This window comes from Pseudomonas sp. NFACC02 (assembly GCF_900110765.1).
Classification (GTDB): Bacteria; Pseudomonadota; Gammaproteobacteria; order Pseudomonadales; family Pseudomonadaceae; genus Aquipseudomonas.
Genome location: NZ_FOEO01000006.1, coordinates 38,300 through 61,087, shown reverse-complemented (window position 1 = coordinate 61,087; position 22,788 = coordinate 38,300). Strand labels below are relative to the sequence as shown.

The window sequence follows — 22,788 nt, the reverse complement described above, 5'->3', positions numbered from 1 at the left end:
GAGCGCCACCCCTGCTTTTGACGGGGGTTACACAACGTTTCGGCGTGACCTGCGCAATCTTTAACCAGGACACCCGCGCGAGGATTCGAAGGGACTTTATCCGGACACGCCTGACGGCGTGCCCGGATTGTCACTAGCCTGTCAAAGGCGAAGGATCACTGAAGCAGTTTCAGGACGGCCGCAGGTAACTGATTGGCCTGGGCCAGGACGGCGGTTGAGGCTTGCTGAAGCGTTTGCTGCTTGGTGAGCTCAGCGGTTTCGGCGGCGAAGTCGACGTCTTCAATACGGCCTCGGGAGGCTGTGACGTTTTCGATGATGTTGCTGATGTTGGCCACCGTAGTGGTCAGACGATTTTGTTTGGCACCCAGGTCAGCCATCCCGGCAGTGACTCTGGCAATGGCGTTGTCGATCTGGATGATCGCTTCGTCGATGTTTTTGTTCGCCACCGCAGCTTCCAGGGCGAGTTCCGCCTTTGTAGGGTTGAGGGGATCCGCCCGAGTCACGCCTTCGTATATCCCGGTGCCGTCGATTTTAGGCGTCAGGTCATCACCGGCCTTGATGTCTTTGTTACCCACCTTCATCGGCGTGGTCGCTGTTGCGAGCGCAGCAGCGACTGTTGCACGGTCCGCAGGTGCAGCGAACATGGACTTAGTCGAGTAATCCTGATCCAGTACAATCTGGATTTCTTCGTGCTCTCCCGTATTGGCCCCGACATGAAACGTCAGGTTTCCTGCACTGCCGTCCAGCAAGTTCAGATCTTTCCCGAACTTGGTACTCTTGCTTAGCCGGGTCAACTCCTCCGTCGCCTGTTCGAACTCCTTGTGTGACGCTAAGCGATCAGACGCCGTGTTAGTACCGTTCTTGGCCTGAACGGCGAGGTCTCTCATCCGTTGAAGTGTGTTCAACGTTTGTGACAATGCACCTTCAGTTGTCTGAATAACCGAAATTGCATCGTTTGCATTTCGGGTCGCCACCGACAAGCCTCTGGCTTGAGTGGTCAACCGGCTGGCGATCTGCATCCCGGCCGCATCGTCTTTGGCACTGTTGATTCGAAGCCCGGAAGACAGTCGGGTCATCGCAGTCCCTAACGAATCAGAAGACTTGTTCAGGTTCCGCTGAACGGACAGCGACGCAATATTGGTATTAACGGCTAAAGCCATTTTGAATTCCCTCGTTGATAGAAACGGCAGGCTTTCAATAAGCGGGGAAGTCCATTTCTCCCGGAAAACCTACAGTGTTCTTATCGACGAACAGTTCATCGGCTTGAACAACTTTCCTGCAATACGGAGGGTGCCATCACGACAAATGAAGGATAAATATCCAGCTAACTTCGCGACGGGACTGAATAAAAATAAAACCAAAAAAAACGGCCACAACGACCGTTTTTTTATTCGACAAGCGATGCACTGAGTAGGCCGTTTCCCTGACTGTTGCACTGCTGGAAATAACCCACTCGGGTGTTAGCCTCTTTTACAGGAACGCCGTCTATCAGGGCATACGAAAGAAATCCTCGATAATGCGCCGCTTCGTTGGTTTCTGTATCAACCCGCCTTCGCCTGAAAAAGCGAAGCACCCAGGCGCCACGTCAGTGCTGATGACACTGACACCTTGGGCAATAAGCGCTTCTTTGCCGATATGGCAGCCACCGATCACAGCGCTATTAGGATAAAGGATAACGCCCTCGTCGAGGACCGGGGCGATACCGTGGTTTTTTCCCACTGTGGTGTTCTGATAGACCACCAGATAGTTGGAATAAGTGGCCTTGGCGAACACAATACCGGTGGAGTGCCCGATAAAGAACATCGCTGGCATGTTGATTTCGTAGAAGAGATCAATGCCATTCAGCATCTTGTTCAACAGGAAGAGTTTGGTCGGCACTTCGGTATTGCCGGTTTCGCGCCATATCGTATTGGACAGGTAGTAAAGAAACGTGCAGTACTGCGACGAGTGCAAATAATTGAATTCATCCAGCGCCCAGGTTTTTACCGAATTGATACAGACCTGCAAGCGGGCGAGGGATTGATCGATGTGGTCGCCGATCAACAGCGATGCCTGATGTTCCCGTCCATCCGGCAGCAGGTTCTGCAGTTGCCTGGTCGTATAAGTCAGTAACCCGTTTCGTCCCAGGGTCAGGATATTGAGTGGCTTGTTCATGTCGATGTCCTGAAGTGATCGCTTACTTGATGGACGCTGTGGCGAGATCAGTGCTGTTGAAGCAGGTCGACCATCTCATATTCCAGCCAGTCCGCTACGCCAATCCAGTCCTGCCGCCCCTGACAGTGAAGCACCGCACCGAGCACCTGAGTCCAGGCCTGCTGTTGAGGCTCGCTGCTGGAAAAAAGTGGCGCCGCGGCGTCCACCAGATCGACCATGACCAGCGCCGCTTCGATGTCACGCCCCAGGCGGAACAATTGCGCACAGCGACGCGCCTCATCGACAAGAGCGGTAGAAGACTTCATGGCGCCGTCCAGTCCGGGTCGAATTCAGTGCCAGCGATGAGCGCTCCATCCCGGCTGGTGTTGAAGAATCGTACCTCGGGGTGCCGGGCGATATAGCGTTCCAGTTCAATGAGGTAGCTGCGGAAGTTGAGCTGGGTCTTGACCTTGTCACCACGTCCGTCCCGAACCCAATGTCGAGCAATACTCATCTCCGGCCCGAGGTCTCCGTCCTGCCAGCCCGTGTGCGTCTTGCCGCCCGGAAAGGCGAAGTCCGCACCGAACAACGTGATACGGGCCGCCCCCATTTTCACCGCCAGATCTATAGCGGGGTGAATCACGCTGCCCCCCACGTGCAGCGTGGCTCTGGGAATCTGTTCACGAATGCGCGAGTAAACCGGGCTGGCGGAATAGCCGACATAGCGTGACCCTTGCCAGGCCTCAAGCATCGCCGCGTCCTGACGGGGCAGGTAGACCAGTGCGATGCCTTGAGTATCGTCAGGCGGCAAATGACGGGAGGTGATGCGGTGGTCGATACTGACCACCAGGTCCGGCTTGATCCCTTGCTTGCGCAGCGGCACATAAGCGGTGTCGACACAGAGGAACAGGGGCCTATCAGCATGCTCAAAGGTGCTCAACAGGCGCGGCAGGTGCTGTTGCAGGCTCGGGCCAGTGGCGATGACAAACACGTCTCGCCCCACCTGAGTACCAAACAGCGCCGCGACGTCGGTGTCGCTGTTCAGCAGCGCCCTGCCCTGTTCCAGTCGCTGGACGTTGTCGGGGTCGTCGGGCGAAAACGCCTGGTTATTGAAATCGACATGCACTTCGCTGACCAGACGATCACGGATTCGCGCATTGGCATCGTCGGCCAGCACCAGTTCGGCGGGCAGCGCGAAGAACGGCAGCTGGATTTCCGGATGCGCATCGGCGTAGGACAGCACTACGCGGGGATCGCCAAGCCAGTCAATGTGCTCCAGCAACTGCATCACCAGGACGAACAGCGCGCCATTGAGGATGTGTACATGCAACTGTTGCAGACTGTCGGAGGCCAGGAGCACGCGCTGTAAATCTCCCAGCCCTGCGCCGTAGAGATGGATCACCGGACTCTTTGCAGGCAGGCTGTCTGCCTGCATCTGCGCTTCGGCGAGGCGGTCGTGGCGGCTGGTGAGCTGAATGCCTGCAACGCTCAGGGTCGAGCCTTGCCCTTCGAGCAATTGAGCCGGGACAGAGGAGGGATCCTCCACGGACAGACGCTGCATGACAGCAGGCCATCGCTCGGCCAGAACGGCGCTGTTGCGCTGATAAATCTCGTTCACGGCGACGGTCCTTATCAAAAACGAGAGAAATGAAAACGGCGACCTGAAATCCAGTGTCGCCGTTGGGTGGCTCGATCAGAGGCAGGTCAGGGTCAAGGACGATAAAGGATCGCCGACCCCCACGACAAGCCCACACCGAAACCACTGAGTGCCACGCGCTTCCAGCTCGCGTTGAGCACGTGTTTTTCCAGCAGCAGCGGGATGCTCGACGACACGGTATTGCCGGTTTCCAGCATGTCCTTGACGAACTTCTCCGGCGAACTGCCGTCTTCGAAGCGGCGGGCGACCGCATCGACGATCGCGGCGCTGCCCTGGTGGATACAGAACGCGTCGATGTCTGTTGATTGCAGGCCCGAATCCGAGAGCAACTCGTTCAGGTGTGCCGGGACCTTGACCAGGGCGAAGTTGAAGACCTGACGGCCGTTCATGAAGAAAGCGCCGTTGGTGGTCTTGAGGAACTCGGCGCCACCGCCATCGGTACCGAACTTCGCCTTGCCCAGTTGCCAGGGCGCGTCGTCGCACATCCAGGTGGCGGTTGCGGCGTCACCGAACAGCATGGTGGTGTTTCGGTCTTCGGGGTCGACGATCTTGGAATAAGGATCGGCGGTGATCAGCAGGCCATTTTTCAGCCCGGTGGCTTCCATGAAGCCTTTCAGCGCGTAGATACCGTAGACGTAACCCGAGCAGCCCAGCGAAAGGTCGAACGCCGCCACATGGGTCGGCAGGCCGAGTTTGTGCTGAACGATGGCTGCGGTGTGGGGCAGGCCTTCTTCGTCACCGTTCTGGGTGACTACGATCACCGCGTCGATGGCGTCGCGCGAAAGCTCAGGGTTGTTGGCGAACAGTTGGTTAGCCGCTTCGACGCACAGGTCGGAGGTTTCCTGAGCGTCGTCCTTGCGTGGCAGAAAAGCAGAACCGATCTTGCCAAGGATGAACTCTTCATCCTTCCCGAATTTGGCACCCTGCGCGTAATTGTCAACGCCGGCTGCAGGCACGTAACTCGCTATGCTTTTAATGCCAATCATCATGGCTTCCCAATCAAAAACTGCTGAACATCGCCCGTCGCCCAAAGGCGGGGCATTGAAATCCGGGGCTTGAGGCCGAAAAAAACGCAACCGGAAGGCTCTGGCGCGATCAGAAAGTCTCTGAAATCAGCCTGATGCCTTCATCGCCTGCAAGCACGATACAGTGAAGATGCCCGTTATGACTCACAGGTCACCAAAAGTTTTACAAGCTTTTAGCTGACCGATGGGTACTGCGCAAGGGCCGATTGCCTTTCAGACAGGGAATAGACATGAAGATGTCATGGGGTTGTGGCGAGCTGCGCCAGGCAATTGGCTGAACGCCGGTCATTTGTGGGAGCGTGACGAATGCGCGGGGTCAGTCAACATCATCGGCGTTCCAGCCACCGCATTCCCGGCCCTCGTAACCTCGGACGGCGCCTACAGGTATCGCGTCGTGCCTGGTGTGCGGCATGCATAAACCCTGTGGGAGCTTGGTCCGGGCGGCATTGCGACGAATGCGACAGGTCGTTGACATCATCAGTGGCTGACACACCACATTCCTAGCCAATCACCTCCCAACTCAACGCCGTACCTCGCGCGAGGGCTTGGCGGGCGGTGCGGCCGAGGACGCGGTCGATGTGTTTGGGCGCCAGGCCCAGGCCTGGCCGGATTGCGCGGACGTTGTCTTTGCTGAAGGCTTCCCCCTCTGCCATGTCCCGCACCACGTAGAGTGAGCGACGGAACACCAGCGATTTCTGCTCCGCCTGGGTGGCGCCGTAGTGCACGCGGCCCAGCCCTTGCCAGGCGCGTTCGGTCTCGATGACCAGGCTGTTCATTTCCGCGGGTTCCAGCGAAAAGCTCGCATCCACGCCGCCATCGGCACGGTCCAGGGTGAAATGCTTTTCGATGACCGTCGCCCCCATCGCAACCGCCGCAACCGACACGCCGACGCCCATCGTGTGATCCGAAAGCCCGACCTGACAACCGAACAACCCTGCCAGGTGCGGAATCGTCCGGATGTGGCTGTTTTCTGGCGATGCCGGGTAGGTGCTGGTGCATTTGAGCAACACCAGATCCTTGCACCCGGCCTCGCGCGCGGCACGGACACTTTCGTCAAGCTCGGCGATGCTGGCCATGCCGGTGGAAATGATGAGCGGTTTGCCGGTGGCCGCCACCTTGCGGATCAGCGGAATGTCGGTGTTCTCGAAACTGGCGATTTTGTAGGCCGGCACGTCGAGGCTTTCGAGAAAATCCACGGCGCTTTCATCAAAGGGGGTGGAAAACGCCAGCAACCCCCGCTCCCTGGCGCGGGCAAAGATCGGCGCATGCCACTCCCACGGCGTGTGCGCCTGCTCATAAAGCGAATACAGCGATGAGCCGGCCCACAGGCTGTTCGGGTCTTTGATAAAGAACTCGCCCTCGGCGATGTCCAGGGTCATGGTATCGGCCGTGTAGGTTTGCAGTTTGAGCGCATGGGCGCCGGCCTCGGCAGCGGCGTCAACGATGCGCAGGGCCTGCTCCAGCGACTGGTTATGGTTGCCGCTCATTTCCGCGATGACGAACGGCGCAGCGTCCGGGCCGATGGTTCTGGAACCGATCTTGAAACTATTCATCGTTGATCACCCGTTGAAAATGACGCTCGGCCTGGGCGTACCCGGCCTTTTGAAAAAGAGAAACGGACACGGCGTTGTCAGCCAGCACCTGCGCCCGAATGATGCGGATATCCGGCCAATGGCGCCGCAAAAAGCGCTCGCCACTGGACAGCAAAACCTGACCCCAACCGACTCCGGCGTGGCCATCGAACAGATAGATCGACACCTCGACACTGTCGCCTTCCCGGTCGTAACGCACCATGCCGACCGGTCCCCGTGCAGTTTCTGCTATCAGAATCCGCCGCCGTGGATGACTCAGACTGCGTTCGAACCAGTCAATATGGCTGTCCCAGTCGATCGGGTCGCTGTTGAACGCCCATCGCCGGACATGCGCCGCATTGCGCCCCTGAAACAGCAACGTGGCGTCCCGGGAGGTGGCCAGACGCAGTTCAAGTAAAGGCGCTGCCAGCGCGACCGCCAGCCGCTGCGCACCCTTGCCGTCCACCAGTGCCCGTGAACGCTCGGCCAGACTCTGGCGCAATTCGCGGTTGTCCCGCAGCACCGCGACAGCGTCGACCAGCCGCTGCAGGTCGAGGGTGTCATGCGCGCCCAGGTAAAGATGGCCACCGGCTTGCGCCAATAATTGCGCGTTGAGTTGCTGATTGTGGGCAACGGCGATACAGATCGTCGGCAACCCCAGCGCCGCGCGTTCCCAGGTGGTGCCGCCGCCCGCGCCAATGAACAGATCAGCCTGCTGCATAAAGCCAGAAAAATCGTTGACCAACGTGTGCAACCGCCAGTTCGGGCGAGCCTTGATCAGTTCGCTCATGGCGGCCCATTCGGGGTGGTGAAGGCCCGCGACAAAATCCACCTGCAGATCGTCGAAGCCCTGTAGCGCAAGCATCGTCGCGTACACCTGACATGCCGCATCGAAGCCACCAAAGTTAACCATCACTCGCTCTACACGCGGCTTGATGACAATCGGCCGACACTGAAACTCATCCCGCAGCAACGCAAAACGTGGGCCCAGGAAGGTCTTGCAGTCGCCCTCGATCCATGGCGCGTAAGGACAATCCTGCGCCTGCGCGGAGTAGTTCTGATCCAGCAGCAGGTCCACCGCGTGGGGGCGATTGGCGAGGTCGTCGATGGCCATCAGGCGATCGGCGAACCGCCGAGCGGCCCTCTCCCACCGGGCATCCAGCCCGTAGTGATCGACAATCAGCCAGTCGAAGCGTTGCTCGTTACCCAGCGCACTCGCCAGGGCAACGATATCGGCCTGCCAAGGCAACAACACTTCGATGCCGGCGCCAGACGCCTCCTGCGGATAATGCTCCGGCAACCCCAGTGCGAGATAACCGTGCTCGCCCAGACGCTGAAGCAGGTGCCCGGGCAATTGCCGGCAGGCGAATACCACCTCGGCGCCGTCTTTGCGCAAGGCGGTCGCCAGCGTCAGGCAACGCGCGATATGGCCGCTGCCGATGGCGGCCGAGGCGTCGGCACGAATCAGTACCCTCACGGCTCCAGCGCTCCGCCCGCCTTGAGTGCGGCATAAAGGTATTCGGCACGCACCCAGTCCTCCTCGTTGTCGATGTCCTGAACCAGGTGGCGTGGCAGGACCACCGGCAGACTCTGCGACGAAAAAATCACGTCGCCACGCAGCCACGCTTCGCTGCGGCCCCAGTAGAACTGCCCGGCGTCCTGATAGGCTGCGGGCAAGTCCTGGGAGCGCACAGTGCGATATTCGGGGTGCATGGAGTCCAGGCTGCCGTCATCGTTGATCAGCAACGCCCGTTGAATCGGGAAGCCAAACCCACACACCGAGAACGCATAGGACTTCTCGGGCGCTGCCTGCAACGCTTGCAGACCCTGACGCAGGAACCGGGTCTGCAACAGCGGCGCGGTCGCGTAGAGGCAGCAGGTGAAATCGTAACGTTGGTCGAGGGCGCGAATGGCGTGTTGAATCACCGCCGCCGTGCCGGTGTAGGCATCGGCCAGGTCGGCAGGCCGCATGAACGGCACTTCTGCCCCATAGGCACGCGCCACGTCGGCAATTTCATCGTCGTCGGTACTGACCACGACGCGCTCGAACAGCCCGCTGGCCAAGGCTTTGCGAATCGAGCCGACGATCATCGGCTCGCCGTTGAACAGCTTCAGATTCTTGCGCGCAATGCGCTGGCTGCCGCCGCGCGCCGGAATGATCGCCACCGCGCTCATGGACGTTTTTCCAGAAGAAACCAGGTGATGTCGTCGACCGGAAACTGCGGATCACGGTGATAACCGAAGCCATAATCCAACAGGTGCAGATCGGTAAAACGATCAAGCATCTCACCTGCAAAATCCCGCTTGAACAGTTTGTCGCTGTTACCGCGATAGGAGACTTCCACCGGGACCGGGTTGTAGTACTCAGCGATCAACACATAGCGAGAACTGAGATGATACAGCTGATCGTACGCCTTGCTCAGCAGCTCAGGTGCCAAGTGAATCAGCACGCCCTTGCTCAGGGTCAGGTCATAGCGGCGCTCACGCGGGAAGTCGAACAACGAGCCTCGCCAGATGTTCCCGATGTCCAACGCTTGCGCCTGGGCGTGCGCTTTCGCGTTGATCTCGACTCCGTAAAATTCGCAGGCCGGCAGCAACTGACTGAGCGCCAGCAAATTGTTGCCGGTGTTGGTCCCCAGTTCGAGCACGCTCTGGAGCCCCTGCGTACGACCCAACGCTTTGGCAAAGAGGGCGACACTGGCTGAGACCAGTCCTCGTCCCTGGTTGCGCTCCACGTACTGATCGCCGAAATCGCCTTGCCAGAACCGCTCTTGCTCAGTCAGATCACGCATGTCATAGGTCCGTAAACCAGAAACGTTCACTTCAAATGATCAACAGCTGTTTGAGCTGATCGATCACATAGTCTTGTTCGGCATCGGTCATCGCCGGGAACAGCGGCAGACTGATGGCTTGGGCGTAATAGGCTTCTGCTTCGGGGAAGTCCCCCGCCACAAAACCCAGGTCCCGGTAGTACGCCTGCAAATGCAGCGGAATGTAATGCACGTTGACGCCGATGCCTGCCGCACGCAAGCCTTCGAATACCTGCCGATGGCCGAGGGTCAGGCGCTCGGTCTGCAAGCGCACGACGAACAGGTGCCACGCGGACTCGGCCTCGGCCTGCAACGTCGGCAACGTCAGCGGCAGATAGGCAAGCAGGCGCAGATAGCGCGCGGCGAGTTCACGACGACGGGCCAGAAACCCATCGAGCTTGGTCAACTGCGACAAACCCAGCGCGGCCTGCATGTCGGTGATGCGGTAATTGAAGCCCAGCTCGATTTGTTGGTAGTACCACGGCCCATGGCTGGGTTCGTCCATCTGCGCGGGATCACGGGTCATGCCGTGGCTGCGCAGACGACACAGCCGTTGCGCCAGATCGGGACGATTGGTCAACACCAGGCCGCCCTCGCCTGTGGTGATGATTTTCACCGGGTGGAAGCTGAACACGGTCATGTCGGCGAACTCACCGCAGCCGACCGGACGTCCTGCGTACCGCGCGCCCACCGCGTGGGAAGCGTCCTCGATGACCGTAAAACCATAGCGGCGGGCCAGTTCAGCCACCGTGCGCATGTCACAGCTCTGCCCCGAAAACGCCACGGCCACCAGCACTTTGGGGAGTGTTCCGGTTCGCTCGGCGGCTACCAGCTTGCGCTCAAGGGCCTGAGCATCGAGGTTCCAGGTCAGCGGGTCGATGTCGACGAAATCGACGTCGGCGCCACAGTATCGGCCGCAGTTGGCCGACGCCAGAAACGTGTTGGGGCTGGTCCACAATATGTCGCCCTCGCCCAGCCCGGCCGCCAGACAGGCGATGTGCAGCGCCGCCGTGGCATTGCACACCGCAACGCCAAATGCCGCCTCGCAACGCTCGGCCATGGCCGCTTCGAAGCGCTCGATGGTCGGGCCCTGCGTCAGCCAGTCGGACTTGAGCACCTCGACCACCGCATCGATGTCGGCCTGATCGAGGCTCTGGCGACCGTACGGAATCATGGCTTGATGGCGGCGTGCAGATCGCCGATCTGGCGGACCGACATGAAGTCCGGGTTGGTGTCGGAGCGGTACTCGAAGTCGTCTGACACCGGCTGACCTTTTTCGCCCGTCGCGTCGACTGCGAAATCGGTGTCGACGTTGTTGAACCGGATCGACGGCACGATGGTGTAATGATCCTTGAACTCCAGGGTCATGCGCGCGTCATCCTGCGGGACCATCAGCTCGTGAAGCTTTTCGCCCGGGCGAATCCCGACCACCTTGTGCGGCAGTTCGGCCGCCATGGCATGGGCCAGATCGACGATGCGCACCGAAGGGATCTTCGGCACGAAGACTTCACCCCCGTGCATGCGCTCGAAACTCTGCATGACGAAATCGACACCGTGGTCCAGGGTGATCCAGAAGCGGGTCATTCGGGGGTCGGTGATCGGCAGTTCCTTGGCACCGCTCGCGATCAGCTTATTGAAGAACGGCACGATCGAGCCGCGCGAGCCTGCCACGTTGCCATAACGCACCACGGCAAAACGGGTCTGCTCTTCCCCGCCGATATTGTTCGCGGCCACGAACAGTTTGTCCGACAGCAGCTTGGTCGCGCCGTACAGGTTGATCGGGCTGGCGGCCTTGTCGGTCGACAGCGCGATGACTTTCTGCACGCCATTGGCGATGGCGGCGGCAATGATGTTTTCCGCGCCATTGACGTTGGTACGGATGAACTCGGTCGGGTTGTATTCAGCCGCGGGAACGTGTTTCAGGGCGGCCGCGTGCACGACGTAGTCGATCCCGCGCATGCCCTGCTGCAAACGATCGGCATCCCGCACATCGCCGAGAAAATAACGCATGCAGGGCGCATTGAATTCCTGCTGCATTTCGTACTGCTTCAGCTCGTCGCGGGAGAAAACCACCACGCGCCGAGGCTGATAACGCTCCAGCAGCGTGCGGATGAACTGGCGGCCGAACGAACCGGTTGCGCCAGAGATGAATACCGATTTGCCGTTAAACATGGCGAATACCTTTACCTGTCGGTCTTAGGCGAGCAACTGGGCCCATGTGGACCCGGAACTTTCGCCAAGGGTGAAGCCCTTGCCGGTGAGCGCCAGGTTCTTGTTGTATGCCAGGTCATGAGCAAACGCATCGGCCCATTTGTGTTGAAGGGCAGCCAACGCCTCAGGTGCCTGCGGCAAGGTGCCCGGATGCACCACATGCACCTGCGGCGTCCAAACCGTCATGTACCCGGCCTGGGCAAGCTTCAGACACAAGTCGACATCACTAAAGGCCTCAGCAAACGTCTCCTCGTCCAGACCGCCTGCCGCATCGAATACCTCTGCACGCACCATCAGACAGGCGTCGGACACCGCACCATAGTTCTGATCCAGCACCAGACGTTGCATGTAGCCTTGCGCATCTTTGGCTTCGCCGATAAAGGCCGAGCCCACGCCACCGTTCATGCCCAGGATCAGCCCCGCCTGGCTCACACGGTCACTTCGATCAAGCAGCTTCGCGCCGACGACCCCGATTTCAGGACGCAAGGCATGGTTCAACAATGAATCGATCCAGTTCGGGCTGACCACTTCAGCCTGGGCAGATAACAGCACCAGATACTCACCCTTCGCCTTCTGCCGGGCAGCGTTCGCAAGGGCTGCGTGACTCAAGCGCCGAGGCATCCGCATGACCGACACGCGCGCCTTTTCCTGTCGCGCCAGCCAGTCGACCAGCTCAGGCGACTCACTGTGGTTGTCGGCGATCAGCACTTCGTAATTCGAATAGCGGGTGCGCAGCAAGATGCTGGACAGACACCGCTGCAGATCCTCCAGGTTGTCTTCGCTGCGAAGGAGGATGGACACCAGCGGGCGCTGGCTGTGGCGGTAGTCGATACGCCAGGCGCCATCGGCAGCGGCGCTGACCTGGGCCTTGTAGCCACGCTGGTTCAGGTGGCGGGTCAGTGCAAGACGCTGATGGGGGTTTTCGTCCGTGGGCAACGCGTCACAGATCAACAGCGGCTCGTCCAGATGGGCCAGCCATGCCAGCCCGCCCTTCTCGATCACGCGCAGCAGCAACTCAAACTCTGGCGCCTGCTCAAAATCAGCCGAATAGCCACCCGCTTCCAGCAAGACGTCGCGACGCATCAGCCAATGACGGGACATCAGGGACGGATGGCTCTGCAACAGGTCCAGGTTAAAGCCAGGCCGCATGACGTGGGTCAGCGCGCCGCCGGGCAAACGCTGAATTTCGTCAGCGAACACCGCTCGGCATTCCGGTGCCGCCTGCAGCTCCAACGCCGCACGCAACAAACCGCCCGGCGTGAACTCGTCGCCGACCTCAGCGAGCATCAGCCAGTCGCAGGAAGACTGCCGGGCGGTCTGGTTAACCTTTTCAACCCAGTTGTTCTTGCTGACTTTGACGAAGTGAAGGGTGTTCTGCACAGTGGTCGCCGCTGGCGGCTCCCCGGTGGTGAAGACCACCACTTTGAAGTTTTTGCAGTGTCCTTCGACAAGACTGTCGAGGGTGAGCTGCAGTTTGCTCATGTCGTCTTCCAGGTCCAGCAGCAGAATGCCGAACTGCGGACAGCCACCCAACTCGGCAATACGCGTGGTGATGGCCTGTACGTCTTCGGCCCCCGGCTTACGCGCGTCGAGCCATTGCAGCACACGACCGGACGGCATGTCGTTGAAACGCACCCGATGATCCTCGCGCTGAACCGACTTGAGGCGTTCCAGCCAGCGCGACAGCTGCTCGACCTCTTCCTGGTCGTCCTGCTCCGCCATCAGCTCAAGCAAGGGCTCGACGATATGAGGGTTGAAGATATTGAGCGTCATGGCCTCCCACAGCCGGTTGGCAATGGTTTCCGAAGTGTCGTTTTCGTGGGTGCGCAACAGCAGTTCCTGTTGGGTCCAGACCCCCTCGAGCTGCTCCATTTGCAGCTTACCGGCAGGCATCGCATGGATCAGAAACTCGACATCGCTCAGCACGTCGAAGAACGCCTGGTTGTAGAACGGCATCTCCACGAACTGCCGTGGCCCGAACTCTCTATCAACCGGCGCAAAAACGTCATTCCAGCGAGAAAAGATAATGCTGGTCAATGTCAGTGAACGCGCTTCCTGCAAACAGGTTTTGAGGGCCGAGATCGACGCCAGCGCGACCTGAGTGCGTTCCTGCAGCGCTTTGTCGTTCAGCCCCGTATCGAGCGCCCCCAGAAAGCTGACGAACTGCTGACGCTCCGCTTCAGAGCGCGGATCGGGATCGCAGAGTTTGGCCAGAATGTCGGTCTGATGCTCGGAGCGCAGGTAATTGACCTCACGCACCACATAGGGAATCGGAAGGATTCTTGCCTTGGCGCAGGACAGCAAGAAGTAGGCGTGGCCAAACTCCTGCAATTCAAACCCTGTCCCCTTGGGCAGTGCCGCATACCAGCGCAGCAACAGCTCGGTACGCGTCACCGCATAGAACGGCGGAATGTACTGGCCCAGGTAGCTCAACACGCGCTCGGCCGCATCTTCGCTTGCATAGTCCTCGCAAACTTTCTTGTCTCGGCGGAAGTACTCGACCTTGTTGCCGTATGCCAGGTACATCAGGCAGTAGCCGTGACACAGACCGTAATCTGGATGGGCAGCGAGAAAATCAACCGACTGGACCAACGCGTCATGCAGCAGAAAATCATCATCGGGCACGAAGGTCATGAACGGCGTTGTGACCTGACCGACGCCGTAGGCGACCTTCTCCTGCAGACCGGAATAGGAAAACTGCGGCAAATGCCGGTAATCGACCTGCGGAAACAACTCAGCGATAGCACCAGCCGATTCAGGCGACGAGTCCAGCACCAACACGCGGGCAGGCAAGGTGCTATAGAACTGCAGGGTGCGACGCAGAAAGGCCGGTCGGTTATGGGTCAAGACCACCAGGGTGAGCTGCTCGTCAAGCGACATGTGGATTCTCGCGATTGGATGACTGTGCATTAGCGTTGTCCCGCCATCCGGCCCATGGCCGAATCTGGAAATGATGGATGAAAAGTGGAGATCGGGCCTGGCACCTTGAGAACGATCATGTATGGCTGCCTCCGAGAGGCGCAGGGTCTTGCTGACGCAGCGCGCGCAAGCGCATGGCATCTCCCCAGAACGCCATCGGCTCATGGCTGGCATAACCGTAATGGCCCAGATTCAATTCGATGGAAGCGTTGCGTTCGCGCAGTCGTGCCTCCACCAAGGCGCGGACGGAAATCGGTACACCGCTGCAGCAGTTCACGATTCCGGAAAAATGCGCTCGCTCGAGTACGTCTGCCAGATACCCGGCAGCGATGTCGATGTCCAGGTAGTCACGCAATTGATCGCCCGCTGACATATCGAATCGCTCGGCGCCACTGTCTATCGCCCTGTCCAGGCTGGCGAGCAGGCTATTGGGGTTCTGACCGGCCCCGTGCAGATAGAACAAGCGCACCCATTGCAATACAAACGGGTGGTGTGCCTGCAACGCCTCCAGAAAAAGTCGCAGCGTATGCTTGGCCAACCCGTAAGGATTGGTCGGCTGTGGCAGCGTCTCCTCGCTCATGGGCCCGCTCTGCATGCCGTATTCGAAACAGGTCCCGGTGACCAGCACCTGAGGGACACCCGACTGAATGACGTGCTTGATAAAGCGGTAATCGGCGAACAGGTTGTGCTCGAAGTGGAACAAGTCGCGGTAGTTAGGCAAGCCCGGCCATGCCAGGTGGACCAGCGCGTCCATTCCCGTCGCCAGCGCCTGGACGTCCGCGTCCAGGGCATGAATGTCCGCACTGACGAACTCGACCTCGTTGAACCAGGGCATCGCCCGGGCCGTTTCCGGATTGCGTGCCACGGCACGCACCGAAGAGCCTCGGGCGAGCAGGTGCTTCACCAGGTGACGCCCCACGAACCCGGTAGCGCCCGTCACCAGCACGCGCTGCGCCCTCACAGGAACGTCAACTCGGGAACAGCGATCACGAAACGAGCGCCCCACTCACGGACCACGGCCTGTTGCTGACTGACCTCTTGCAGCAGATTCCAGGGCAGGACCAGGACGTAATCGGGCTTTTCATCGGCGATGCGGCTCGGTTCAACCACCGGGATGCGACTGCCTGGCAGGAACTTGCCCTGTTTATGGGGGCTGGCGTCGGCCACCCAGGCCAGCAGATCTGACTTGACCCCGGCGTAGTTAAGCAAGGTATTGCCTTTGGCGGCCGCACCATAGCCAACGACCCGCTTGCCATCGGCGCGGGCCTTGAGCAGAAAACTCAAGAGTTCATGTTTGATGCGTTCGGCAGCAGGCGCGAGCGTGGCATAGAACGCGCGGGTTTTAACGCCAGCGACGGCTTCCTCCTCAAGCTTCCTTGCGACGGCGGGTTGTACATCCTGCCTGCCCCCCTGGCGTTGCACGAAAACCCGCAGCGATCCGCCGTGGGTCGGCAGCTCGCCGACATCGAATACGTGCAGGCCATTGCGCTCACAGAGCGTGTTCACGGCGGTGAGCGAAAGATAGGAGTAATGCTCGTGGTACAGGGTATCGAACTGGTGGCCGGACATCAGGGCAAGTAGTTGCGGGAATTCGAACGTCGCCACGCCATCAGGCTTGAGCAGCGTGGCAAACCCGGCCAGGAAATCATTGATGTCAGGCACGTGCGCCAATACGTTGTTGGCGGCCATCAAGTCGGCAGACCAGCCCTCCTCACGTAACGCGGTCGCGCTGTCCCTGCCAAAGAAGACCTCGCGGATCTCCAGCCCCTTGGCGCGGGCGGCGTCCGCGGTGCTTCGGGTCGGTTCGACGCCCAGGCAACGAATGCCCCGAGCCGCCACATATTGCAGCAGGTAACCGTCGTTGGCCGCGATTTCCACCACGCGACTGTCCTGGTTGAGTCCGAAGCGTTCGACCATGTCAGCGACGTATCGCTCGGCATGTGCCAGCCAGGAACTGGAATACGAACTGAAGTAGGCATAGTCGGCATCGAACAAACTGTCGGCCTGCGTGTAATCGTTGGTCTGAACCAGCCAGCAGTGTTCGCACACTTCCACTTTCAACGGCACCCACTGCTCTGCCTGACTCAGCTGATCAGCACGCAGATAGGCATTCGAAGCCGGTGCGGTCCCCAGATCGATCAGAGGCAACTTCAACTCGGTGCCACAGCCACGGCAGTTCATAAACGCACTCCAGCGAAAGACGGGGTCAGCATGGGATGACCCGCATCCCTCACCGACAGATTCTTGACAGGCAATGGCCAGGCGATGCTCAGTCGCGGGTCATGGGGTGACAGACCGGCCTCGTGCTCAGGCGCGTAATCCGCGCTGTGCAGGTACAGCAGTTCGGCATCGTCGGTCAGCGTCTGGAAACCGTGAGCAAATCCGGCCGGGATCAGCAAACTGCGGCCGTCGCCTGCCTCAAGATGCTCGGCGTGCCACTGCAGGAATGTCGCCGAATCCGGGTTCAGGTCCACGGCGACATCCCACACCGCGCCACGCAGGCACGTAATGAGCTTGGCTTCGGGCTGAGCCGCGGTCTGGTAATGCATGCCCCGCACGCTGCCGCGTTCGGCGGTGCATGAGTGGTTGATCTGACGCACATGAAAAGCCTGGCCGAAGGCGGTCATGCCGCCCTCACAGAACAGCCGGCTGAACTGCCCTCGCTGATCAGCATGTCGGCGGTGCTGCAGGCTGAAGAGGCCGGATAATGGCAGCGCATGGATCAGCATTTCGCTCATGCGGCCTCCGTGTAAGTGGTCAACTGGTGTTGAGTGAAGGCCCGCATGTCTTGTCCTGCTTTCCAGGCCAGATGCCAGGCCAGCGTGTGCTCCAGGCACTGAGCCAATGACCACCGTGCACGCCAGCCCAGTTGCTGGCGTGCGCGGCTGCTGTCCAGGCGCAACAGCCCGGCTTCGTGCAGATCGCTGCTTTCGACGACCAGACCCGGCGCCGACGGCCACTGACGTGCGAGATTCGCCACCACGTCGCCAACGGTGCACATGTCGTCTTCACCCGGACCGAAATTCCACGCACCAGCGTATTGCGGACCATGGACGTAGAGACGTTCAGCCAATAGCAGGTATCCGGTCAGCGGCTCCAGGGCGTGCTGCCAGGGCCGGACCGCCTGCGGATAGCGCAACGTCACGGGTTTGTTCGCCGACCATGCCTTGAGGACATCGGGAATCAACCGGTCGGCAGCAAAATCACCGCCGCCCAGGACATTGCCCGCGCGTGCAGTTGCCAGCGCCAAGCGGTGTTCGCCGTAGCGCTGCGCAGGAAAGAATGAGGCGGCATACGACTGCGCCAGCAACTCGCAGCACGCTTTGCTGCTGCTGTAAGGGTCATGTCCACCCAAGGGTTCGTTTTCACGATAAGGCCATTGCCATTCCTGATTGGCGTAGACCTTGTCCGTGGTCACCAGCACGCAGGCGCGCACGCCCCCTGCCTGGCGAATGGCTTCGAGCAGATTCAGCGTCCCCATCACGTTGCTGGAATAGGTCGCGACCGGATCGCGATAGCCCTCACGCACCAATGGCTGGGCAGCCAGGTGCAGGACGATTTCAGGACGCACTTGCTCGAGCAACGAGGACAGCGCGAGCAGATCGCGCAGGTCGCCTCGACGATCATCGATACCCTCGGTGACACACGCCAGTTCGAACAGACTGGGGTCAGTACCGGGATCGAGGGCAAAGCCGGTCACCTGCGCGCCAAGGCGCTGAAGCCACAATACCAGCCAGCTGCCCTTGAAGCCGGTGTGCCCAGTCACGAGCACTCGCTTGCCTTGCCAGAAACGGCTCGTCACGCCCATTGCTTCCATGGAGCGCCCCCACTCTGCCAAAGCTCTTCGAGGTAGTTCTTGTCACGCAGCGTGTCCATCGGGTGCCAGAAACCTTCGTGCTGGAACGCCATCAACTGATCGCGGCTGGCCAACTCAACCAAAGGTTCGTTTTCCCACGAGGTGCTGTCGCCGGAGATCAATGGCAACACGTCCGGCGACAGCACAAAGAAACCGCCATTGATCCAGCCGCCATCCCCTCGGGGCTTCTCGGTGAAACCCAGCACCCGATTGCCATCGCGATCCAGCGCACCGTAGCGTCCGGGCGGTTGCACGGCAGTGACCGTCGCGAGCTTGCCGTGGGCGCGATGAAAATCCACCAGTGCGCCAATGTTCAGGTCCGAAACCCCGTCGCCGTAGGTGAAGCAGAAAGCCTCGTCGTCGCGCACATACTGGCCGGCGCGGCGTAAACGCCCGCCTGTCATGCTTTCTTCGCCGGTGTCGATCAGGGTCACGCGCCACGGTTCGCTGTAATTCTGATGAACATCCATGCGGTTGTTGCGCATGTCGAACGTCACATCGGAGGTGTGCAGGAAGTAGTTGGCGAAAAAATCCTTGATCGCGTAGCCCTTGTAGCCCAGGCAGATCACGAAATCGTGGATACCGTGGGCTGAGTACTGCTTCATGATGTGCCAGAGAATTGGCTTGCCGCCGATCTCGATCATCGGCTTGGGCTTGAGGTGCGACTCCTCACTGATGCGAGTACCCAGACCACCCGCCAGAATGACTGCCTTCATCGTTGCCCTGTTCCTGTCTGCGACTGCGGTTTCCGCCCCCACGCACAAGCCATCGCAGGTCGGATACCGGATCTGTTCATCTGTCCGCGCCAATCACGTGACGCATGATTTATGGCGCTTTGAGGGGAACTTGCAGGAAACGCGCCAGCTCCGGGCAGCGGAGCCGGCGGCGGTAGACGGTGTCAGTCGGCCAGCCAGCCGTTGACCCAGCTCAGCAGATTGTCGCCGCGCAGCATATAGTCGCGAAGGACCGTTTCGCGCAGTTCATCGCCCATGCGGTAACTCGCATCGGGATCGGCGAGGTGCATGCGAATGGCCTGCAGCCATTCATCCGTACTGTTAGTCGTCACCCGGGTACACGGCAGATACCCGTGGTACGCCTTGGTGTCGCTGCAAATCACCGGATAGCCGCAGACGCCATACTCCAGCAGGCGCAGATTGCTCTTGCAGTCGTTGAAGATGTGGAACTCCAGCGGCGCCAGGGCCAGGTCCAGATTCAGGCTGGCGAGTTTCGCCGGGTACTCCGCCAGACTGATCGAAGGATGAAACTCATGCAGATAGGGTCGCAACGCTTCCGGGCACATGCCGAAGAAGACCCAGTCGACCACATCAGCCAGTTCGCGCACGACCTCGGCGATGACTTCCAGATCCCCCGCGTGGCTGGTTCCCCCACCCCATCCGACACGCGGTTTTTTCGAGGTGCGGCGCTGACTGAGGCCTGTCAGGCCCTGCCACATTTCCGTGGCGAGCATGTTAGGCACCACGCGGATATCGTGATGCATCGAGGACAAGGCATCGGCCAACGGTTCCGTGGAAACCACGACGCGGTCACAAAGCGAGGTACCTCTGCGCACCAGACTCTCCATCTGCTGTGAGTCAGGCATGTTGCGCATGTGGCCGTTCTTTTTCGGAACGCTGACCACATAGTCGTCCAGCTCGTAAATGCGCCGCGCGCGGGAATACGTCTTGATGTTCTCGATTTCATTGATCATCGCTTCGCTGTAACGCCCCTGAAGGATGATGACATCGGGCGACTGCCGCTCAAGCTCGATGATCGTCGGCACCTCGTAGCTGATACGCCCCACAATCCGGCCCGCCGTCTGCAGCTCCATAAATGGTTGAGTCATCCGGTAATGACCGATGGCAGAGGCATTGAGAGGCACCGCCAGAACACTGGGCAACTGCCGGCTGGAAAACGGATTCCAGCCATTGCGCAGCCCCGGCTCGAGACCAAAGTTCAAGCCGCTGAGTGTCAGGTTCGGGTTGTACGCCGGGTCTCTGGCGATGACAGGCAACCAGCGCTGGAAAAACAGCTGCTCTTGCGCCAGTCGTTCGGCTTCCGGCGGCTCTTCCCGAATCACCGGGTGATCGCCCAGGGCCACTTGAGCATAAGGCGTCCAGACCACCAGATACCCCGCCTCGCGCGCGCGCAGGCAAAGATCGACCTCGCTGTATTCCTTGTTCTCGATGCGGGTGTCCATCGCACCGATGTCGTCGAACACCTGCCTGCGGATCATCAGGCATTCAGCGCTGACCGCGCTCAGATTCTGAACCACTTGCAGACGTTGCATGTAGCCGGAGGTGTGCATCGGCTCGCCTGCAAACGGGACCCCTGCCGCCCCGCGCAGACCCAGTACCAGCGGCCCGCGGACGATCAAGCCTTGAGCATTGAAAATCCTGGCCCCCACCACGCCGACCTCGGGGCGTTGCGCGTGCTGCAACAGCTCCTGCAGCCAGTGGCCGTCGGTGACCACCGAGAACGGGTTGAGCATCAGCAAATATTCACCGCGCGCGGCGGCTGCCGCACAGTCCTGCTGCGCGGGAAGCGTCGAGTACTGACGGGCGTCCACCGCACGAACTTTGTCCCCGCCCCAGCGTGAAATGCCCGCCAGCCAACTGCGCATGTCAGCGCTCTGACTGCCGCCGTCCACGATCAACAGTTCATATCGGGAGTAAACGGTCTTTTCCAGCAGGGTTTCCACGCAACGTTGCAGCGCTGCCAGTTGATCCTTGACCACAACGATGATCGACACCAGTGGTTGCTCGCCATGCACATAGTCGACGCGATTGCCGACCGTGGCGCTGTCGCTGCGCAACTCGAAAGGCACAGCCAGCCGCTCCAGATGCGCGATCAGCACGCGCGCATCGTGCTGACGCACCGCAGAGGACTCCAGCCATTGCGGAAAGGTGAGGCGCGACTCCAGAACGATTTCAGCGATGTGCCCGACGGTATTTACGCCCTGTTCCTCGACCAGACGCCACAGCAGATCGTGCGGCGCCAGCTCGGCGAAATCCGCATTGAAACCGCCCAGAGCCAAAAAGCTGTCGCGTTCGAAGGCCAGTGCGCGCCCCACATAGGGGTAACTGCGCAGTAGATCGAGGTTGAAATCGGGCTTGAACACCGGCTCGGCCGATTCCCCCGCCCGCAAGGCACCTTCATCGCTGTAAACGCAGCGCAATTGCCCGTCCGTCGCGATGCGCTCGGCCAGCATCAGCAAGGCAGACCTGACCAGCCTGTCGCCCGAACGCAAGAGATAGAACCACTGGACGGTGTCCAGCTGTGGCAGTGTCTGATTCAGCTGCGAGAGCCAGTCGCTCTGCAAGGGAACATACAATACGCGCTCGTCCAGCCGGGTTTGTTCACAACTCTGGGACAGCACCAGCACCAGTTCCGGCGGATACAACTGGGCCTGAAGGCTGTCGAGCGTGTCCCTGAGGCTGGCAACGCCCTCATCGCGATCCACGATGACCGGCAGGATCCGCGGCTGATAAGGCCAACCTGCCAGCCGGTCAGGCAAGAGGTTTTCGTGCAGCGGCGAGAAGTTTCGGCATGCCAGCCACTGGGCATAAAACTCCCCGAAACTTTCAGTGTCACAGCCGACCTTCCAGCTCTGAGTCGTCTGAATGTTGCCCAGCGCCCGGCTCAGGGCCAACTCTTCCCAGGGACGCGGCGACTCGGCAGCGCGCCCCATGTCGACAATGCGCACCCAGCCCTTGGCAGGTGCCGACTCGCTGCCTCTAGCCTTGAGCATGCTCACCAGCCACTGCATTTCAGTGCCCAGTGATTCACGCATGGGCTGCTGCCGGCTCAAGCGCTCAGGGTAAAGGCGCTCGGCACTGAGTATCTGATTGAGCACGGCCATGTTGCCGCGACGCAACAGACAGATATACAGCGCCAGGTCCAGCTGAGCGGCGAAGCATTGACCCGGCGTGGTCAAGGCTGGCAGAAACTGTTCAAGGTCCGAACGGCGGAACAGTGACGCGCTGAAACCGCCGAGAAAATTCAGCGGAAAACCTTCGAAGATCTCCAGCAAGTCCGAGCCCTTGAACACGCAGCTGGAACGCGCCAACGGACTGTTTTCCAGCCGCGTCGGCAGGACGATACCGTCGGCGTCCCAGAGATTGCGCTGAGCCACGACCAGATTCACGTCTTCATGATCAATCAGTGCCTGAGCCTGATAACTGATGCAGGCTGGAAACAGGTGGTCGTCATCGCAGAGAAACTTGACGAAATCGCCACTGGCATGCGCCAGGCACTGCAGTACGTTGCCCACGAAACCCAGGCGCTGCGGGTTGCGCACATAACGCAACGGCATGGTCGCCACGCCATCGAACAGGTCGACGATGTTCTTGATCTCGCCCCCTCGGGAATCGTCACACACGACCACTTCGAAATGGGCGTAGTTCTGACTCAGAGCACTGTGCAGCGCCCCTTGAAAGAAGCGGGGGTTGTAGGCGGGGATGACGATGCTGACGAGCGGAACTGAATTCACGGGCGGACTCACGAGCGGCCTGCCGTCCTTCGCGGAAGGGACGGCTTAACCGCTGACAATAACGGTTGACGCTCAACGGTGGCGACGCTTGACCGGTGTCAGAAGCGTCGCCGTCAG

At 60.2% G+C, this 22,788-nt stretch carries 18 protein-coding genes; all 18 read right to left on the bottom strand.

All coding sequences use genetic code 11. From position 1 onward, the window contains the following. Positions 1 to 155: 155 nt before the first annotated feature. The 18 genes from BMY73_RS07650 to BMY73_RS07565 all read right to left on the bottom strand — a co-directional run bounded on the left by BMY73_RS07650 (position 156) and on the right by BMY73_RS07565 (position 22,671). On the bottom strand, positions 156 to 1,160 hold the full coding sequence (locus BMY73_RS07650) for a flagellin N-terminal helical domain-containing protein (protein ID WP_092406203.1): 1,005 nt from the start codon (positions 1,158 to 1,160) through the stop codon (positions 156 to 158). Between the two features lie 328 nt (positions 1,161 to 1,488). Continuing rightward, on the bottom strand, positions 1,489 to 2,154 hold the full coding sequence (locus BMY73_RS07645) for an LbetaH domain-containing protein (RefSeq protein WP_062386038.1): 666 nt from the start codon (positions 2,152 to 2,154) through the stop codon (positions 1,489 to 1,491). Between the two features lie 47 nt (positions 2,155 to 2,201). Further along, on the bottom strand, positions 2,202 to 2,459 hold the full coding sequence (locus BMY73_RS07640) for a hypothetical protein (protein WP_062386040.1): 258 nt from the start codon (positions 2,457 to 2,459) through the stop codon (positions 2,202 to 2,204). After that, positions 2,456 to 3,751 carry a motility associated factor glycosyltransferase family protein gene (locus tag BMY73_RS07635; protein WP_092406201.1) on the bottom strand — a complete coding sequence of 432 codons (1,296 nt, stop codon included), beginning with the start codon at positions 3,749 to 3,751 and terminating at the stop codon, positions 2,456 to 2,458. Before BMY73_RS07635 ends, BMY73_RS07640 begins: the two co-directional genes overlap by 4 nt. 92 nt (positions 3,752 to 3,843) lie before the next feature. Beyond that, positions 3,844 to 4,776 (bottom strand): ketoacyl-ACP synthase III, encoded by a 933-nt coding sequence (locus BMY73_RS07630; RefSeq protein ID WP_062386044.1) that lies wholly within the window; start codon positions 4,774 to 4,776, stop codon positions 3,844 to 3,846. Between the two features lie 539 nt (positions 4,777 to 5,315). Next, positions 5,316 to 6,368 carry a pseudaminic acid synthase gene (pseI, locus tag BMY73_RS07625; RefSeq protein WP_092406199.1) on the bottom strand — a complete coding sequence of 351 codons (1,053 nt, stop codon included), beginning with the start codon at positions 6,366 to 6,368 and terminating at the stop codon, positions 5,316 to 5,318. Beyond that, the gene (gene pseG / locus BMY73_RS07620; protein ID WP_092406197.1) at positions 6,361 to 7,863 is read right to left on the bottom strand and encodes a UDP-2,4-diacetamido-2,4,6-trideoxy-beta-L-altropyranose hydrolase; all 1,503 of its coding nucleotides are present in this window, start codon (positions 7,861 to 7,863) and stop codon (positions 6,361 to 6,363) included. The genes pseI and pseG overlap by 8 nt, the downstream gene beginning before the upstream one ends. Beyond that, positions 7,860 to 8,561: a pseudaminic acid cytidylyltransferase gene (gene pseF / locus BMY73_RS07615; RefSeq protein WP_092406195.1), complete on the bottom strand. Its 702-nt coding sequence runs from the start codon at positions 8,559 to 8,561 to the stop codon at positions 7,860 to 7,862. The genes pseG and pseF overlap by 4 nt, the downstream gene beginning before the upstream one ends. Next, positions 8,558 to 9,178: a pseudaminic acid biosynthesis-associated methylase gene (locus BMY73_RS07610; RefSeq protein ID WP_062386052.1), complete on the bottom strand. Its 621-nt coding sequence runs from the start codon at positions 9,176 to 9,178 to the stop codon at positions 8,558 to 8,560. The genes pseF and BMY73_RS07610 overlap by 4 nt, the downstream gene beginning before the upstream one ends. A 31-nt stretch (positions 9,179 to 9,209) precedes the next feature. Beyond that, entirely contained in the window at positions 9,210 to 10,370 is a 1,161-nt protein-coding gene (pseC, locus tag BMY73_RS07605) for a UDP-4-amino-4,6-dideoxy-N-acetyl-beta-L-altrosamine transaminase (protein WP_092406193.1), read from the bottom strand. Then, entirely contained in the window at positions 10,367 to 11,368 is a 1,002-nt protein-coding gene (pseB, locus tag BMY73_RS07600; protein ID WP_092406191.1) for a UDP-N-acetylglucosamine 4,6-dehydratase (inverting), read from the bottom strand. Before pseB ends, pseC begins: the two co-directional genes overlap by 4 nt. A 24-nt stretch (positions 11,369 to 11,392) precedes the next feature. Then, on the bottom strand, positions 11,393 to 14,287 hold the full coding sequence (locus BMY73_RS07595) for a TIGR00180 family glycosyltransferase (RefSeq protein ID WP_256571142.1): 2,895 nt from the start codon (positions 14,285 to 14,287) through the stop codon (positions 11,393 to 11,395). Between the two features lie 115 nt (positions 14,288 to 14,402). Further along, positions 14,403 to 15,287 (bottom strand): NAD-dependent epimerase/dehydratase family protein, encoded by an 885-nt coding sequence (locus BMY73_RS07590; protein WP_092406187.1) that lies wholly within the window; start codon positions 15,285 to 15,287, stop codon positions 14,403 to 14,405. Then, entirely contained in the window at positions 15,284 to 16,507 is a 1,224-nt protein-coding gene (locus BMY73_RS07585) for a class I SAM-dependent methyltransferase (RefSeq protein WP_062386062.1), read from the bottom strand. Before BMY73_RS07585 ends, BMY73_RS07590 begins: the two co-directional genes overlap by 4 nt. Next, positions 16,504 to 17,064 carry a dTDP-4-dehydrorhamnose 3,5-epimerase family protein gene (locus BMY73_RS07580; RefSeq protein WP_062386064.1) on the bottom strand — a complete coding sequence of 187 codons (561 nt, stop codon included), beginning with the start codon at positions 17,062 to 17,064 and terminating at the stop codon, positions 16,504 to 16,506. The genes BMY73_RS07585 and BMY73_RS07580 overlap by 4 nt, the downstream gene beginning before the upstream one ends. Further along, entirely contained in the window at positions 17,061 to 18,143 is a 1,083-nt protein-coding gene (gene rfbG / locus BMY73_RS07575) for a CDP-glucose 4,6-dehydratase (RefSeq protein WP_082060912.1), read from the bottom strand. The genes BMY73_RS07580 and rfbG overlap by 4 nt, the downstream gene beginning before the upstream one ends. Further along, the gene (gene rfbF, locus BMY73_RS07570) at positions 18,125 to 18,898 is read right to left on the bottom strand and encodes a glucose-1-phosphate cytidylyltransferase (RefSeq protein WP_062386067.1); all 774 of its coding nucleotides are present in this window, start codon (positions 18,896 to 18,898) and stop codon (positions 18,125 to 18,127) included. The genes rfbG and rfbF overlap by 19 nt, the downstream gene beginning before the upstream one ends. Before the next feature lie 182 nt (positions 18,899 to 19,080). Next, positions 19,081 to 22,671, bottom strand: a complete 3,591-nt coding sequence (locus BMY73_RS07565; RefSeq protein WP_092406185.1) for a glycosyltransferase — start codon at positions 22,669 to 22,671, stop codon at positions 19,081 to 19,083. Positions 22,672 to 22,788 lie beyond the last annotated feature (117 nt).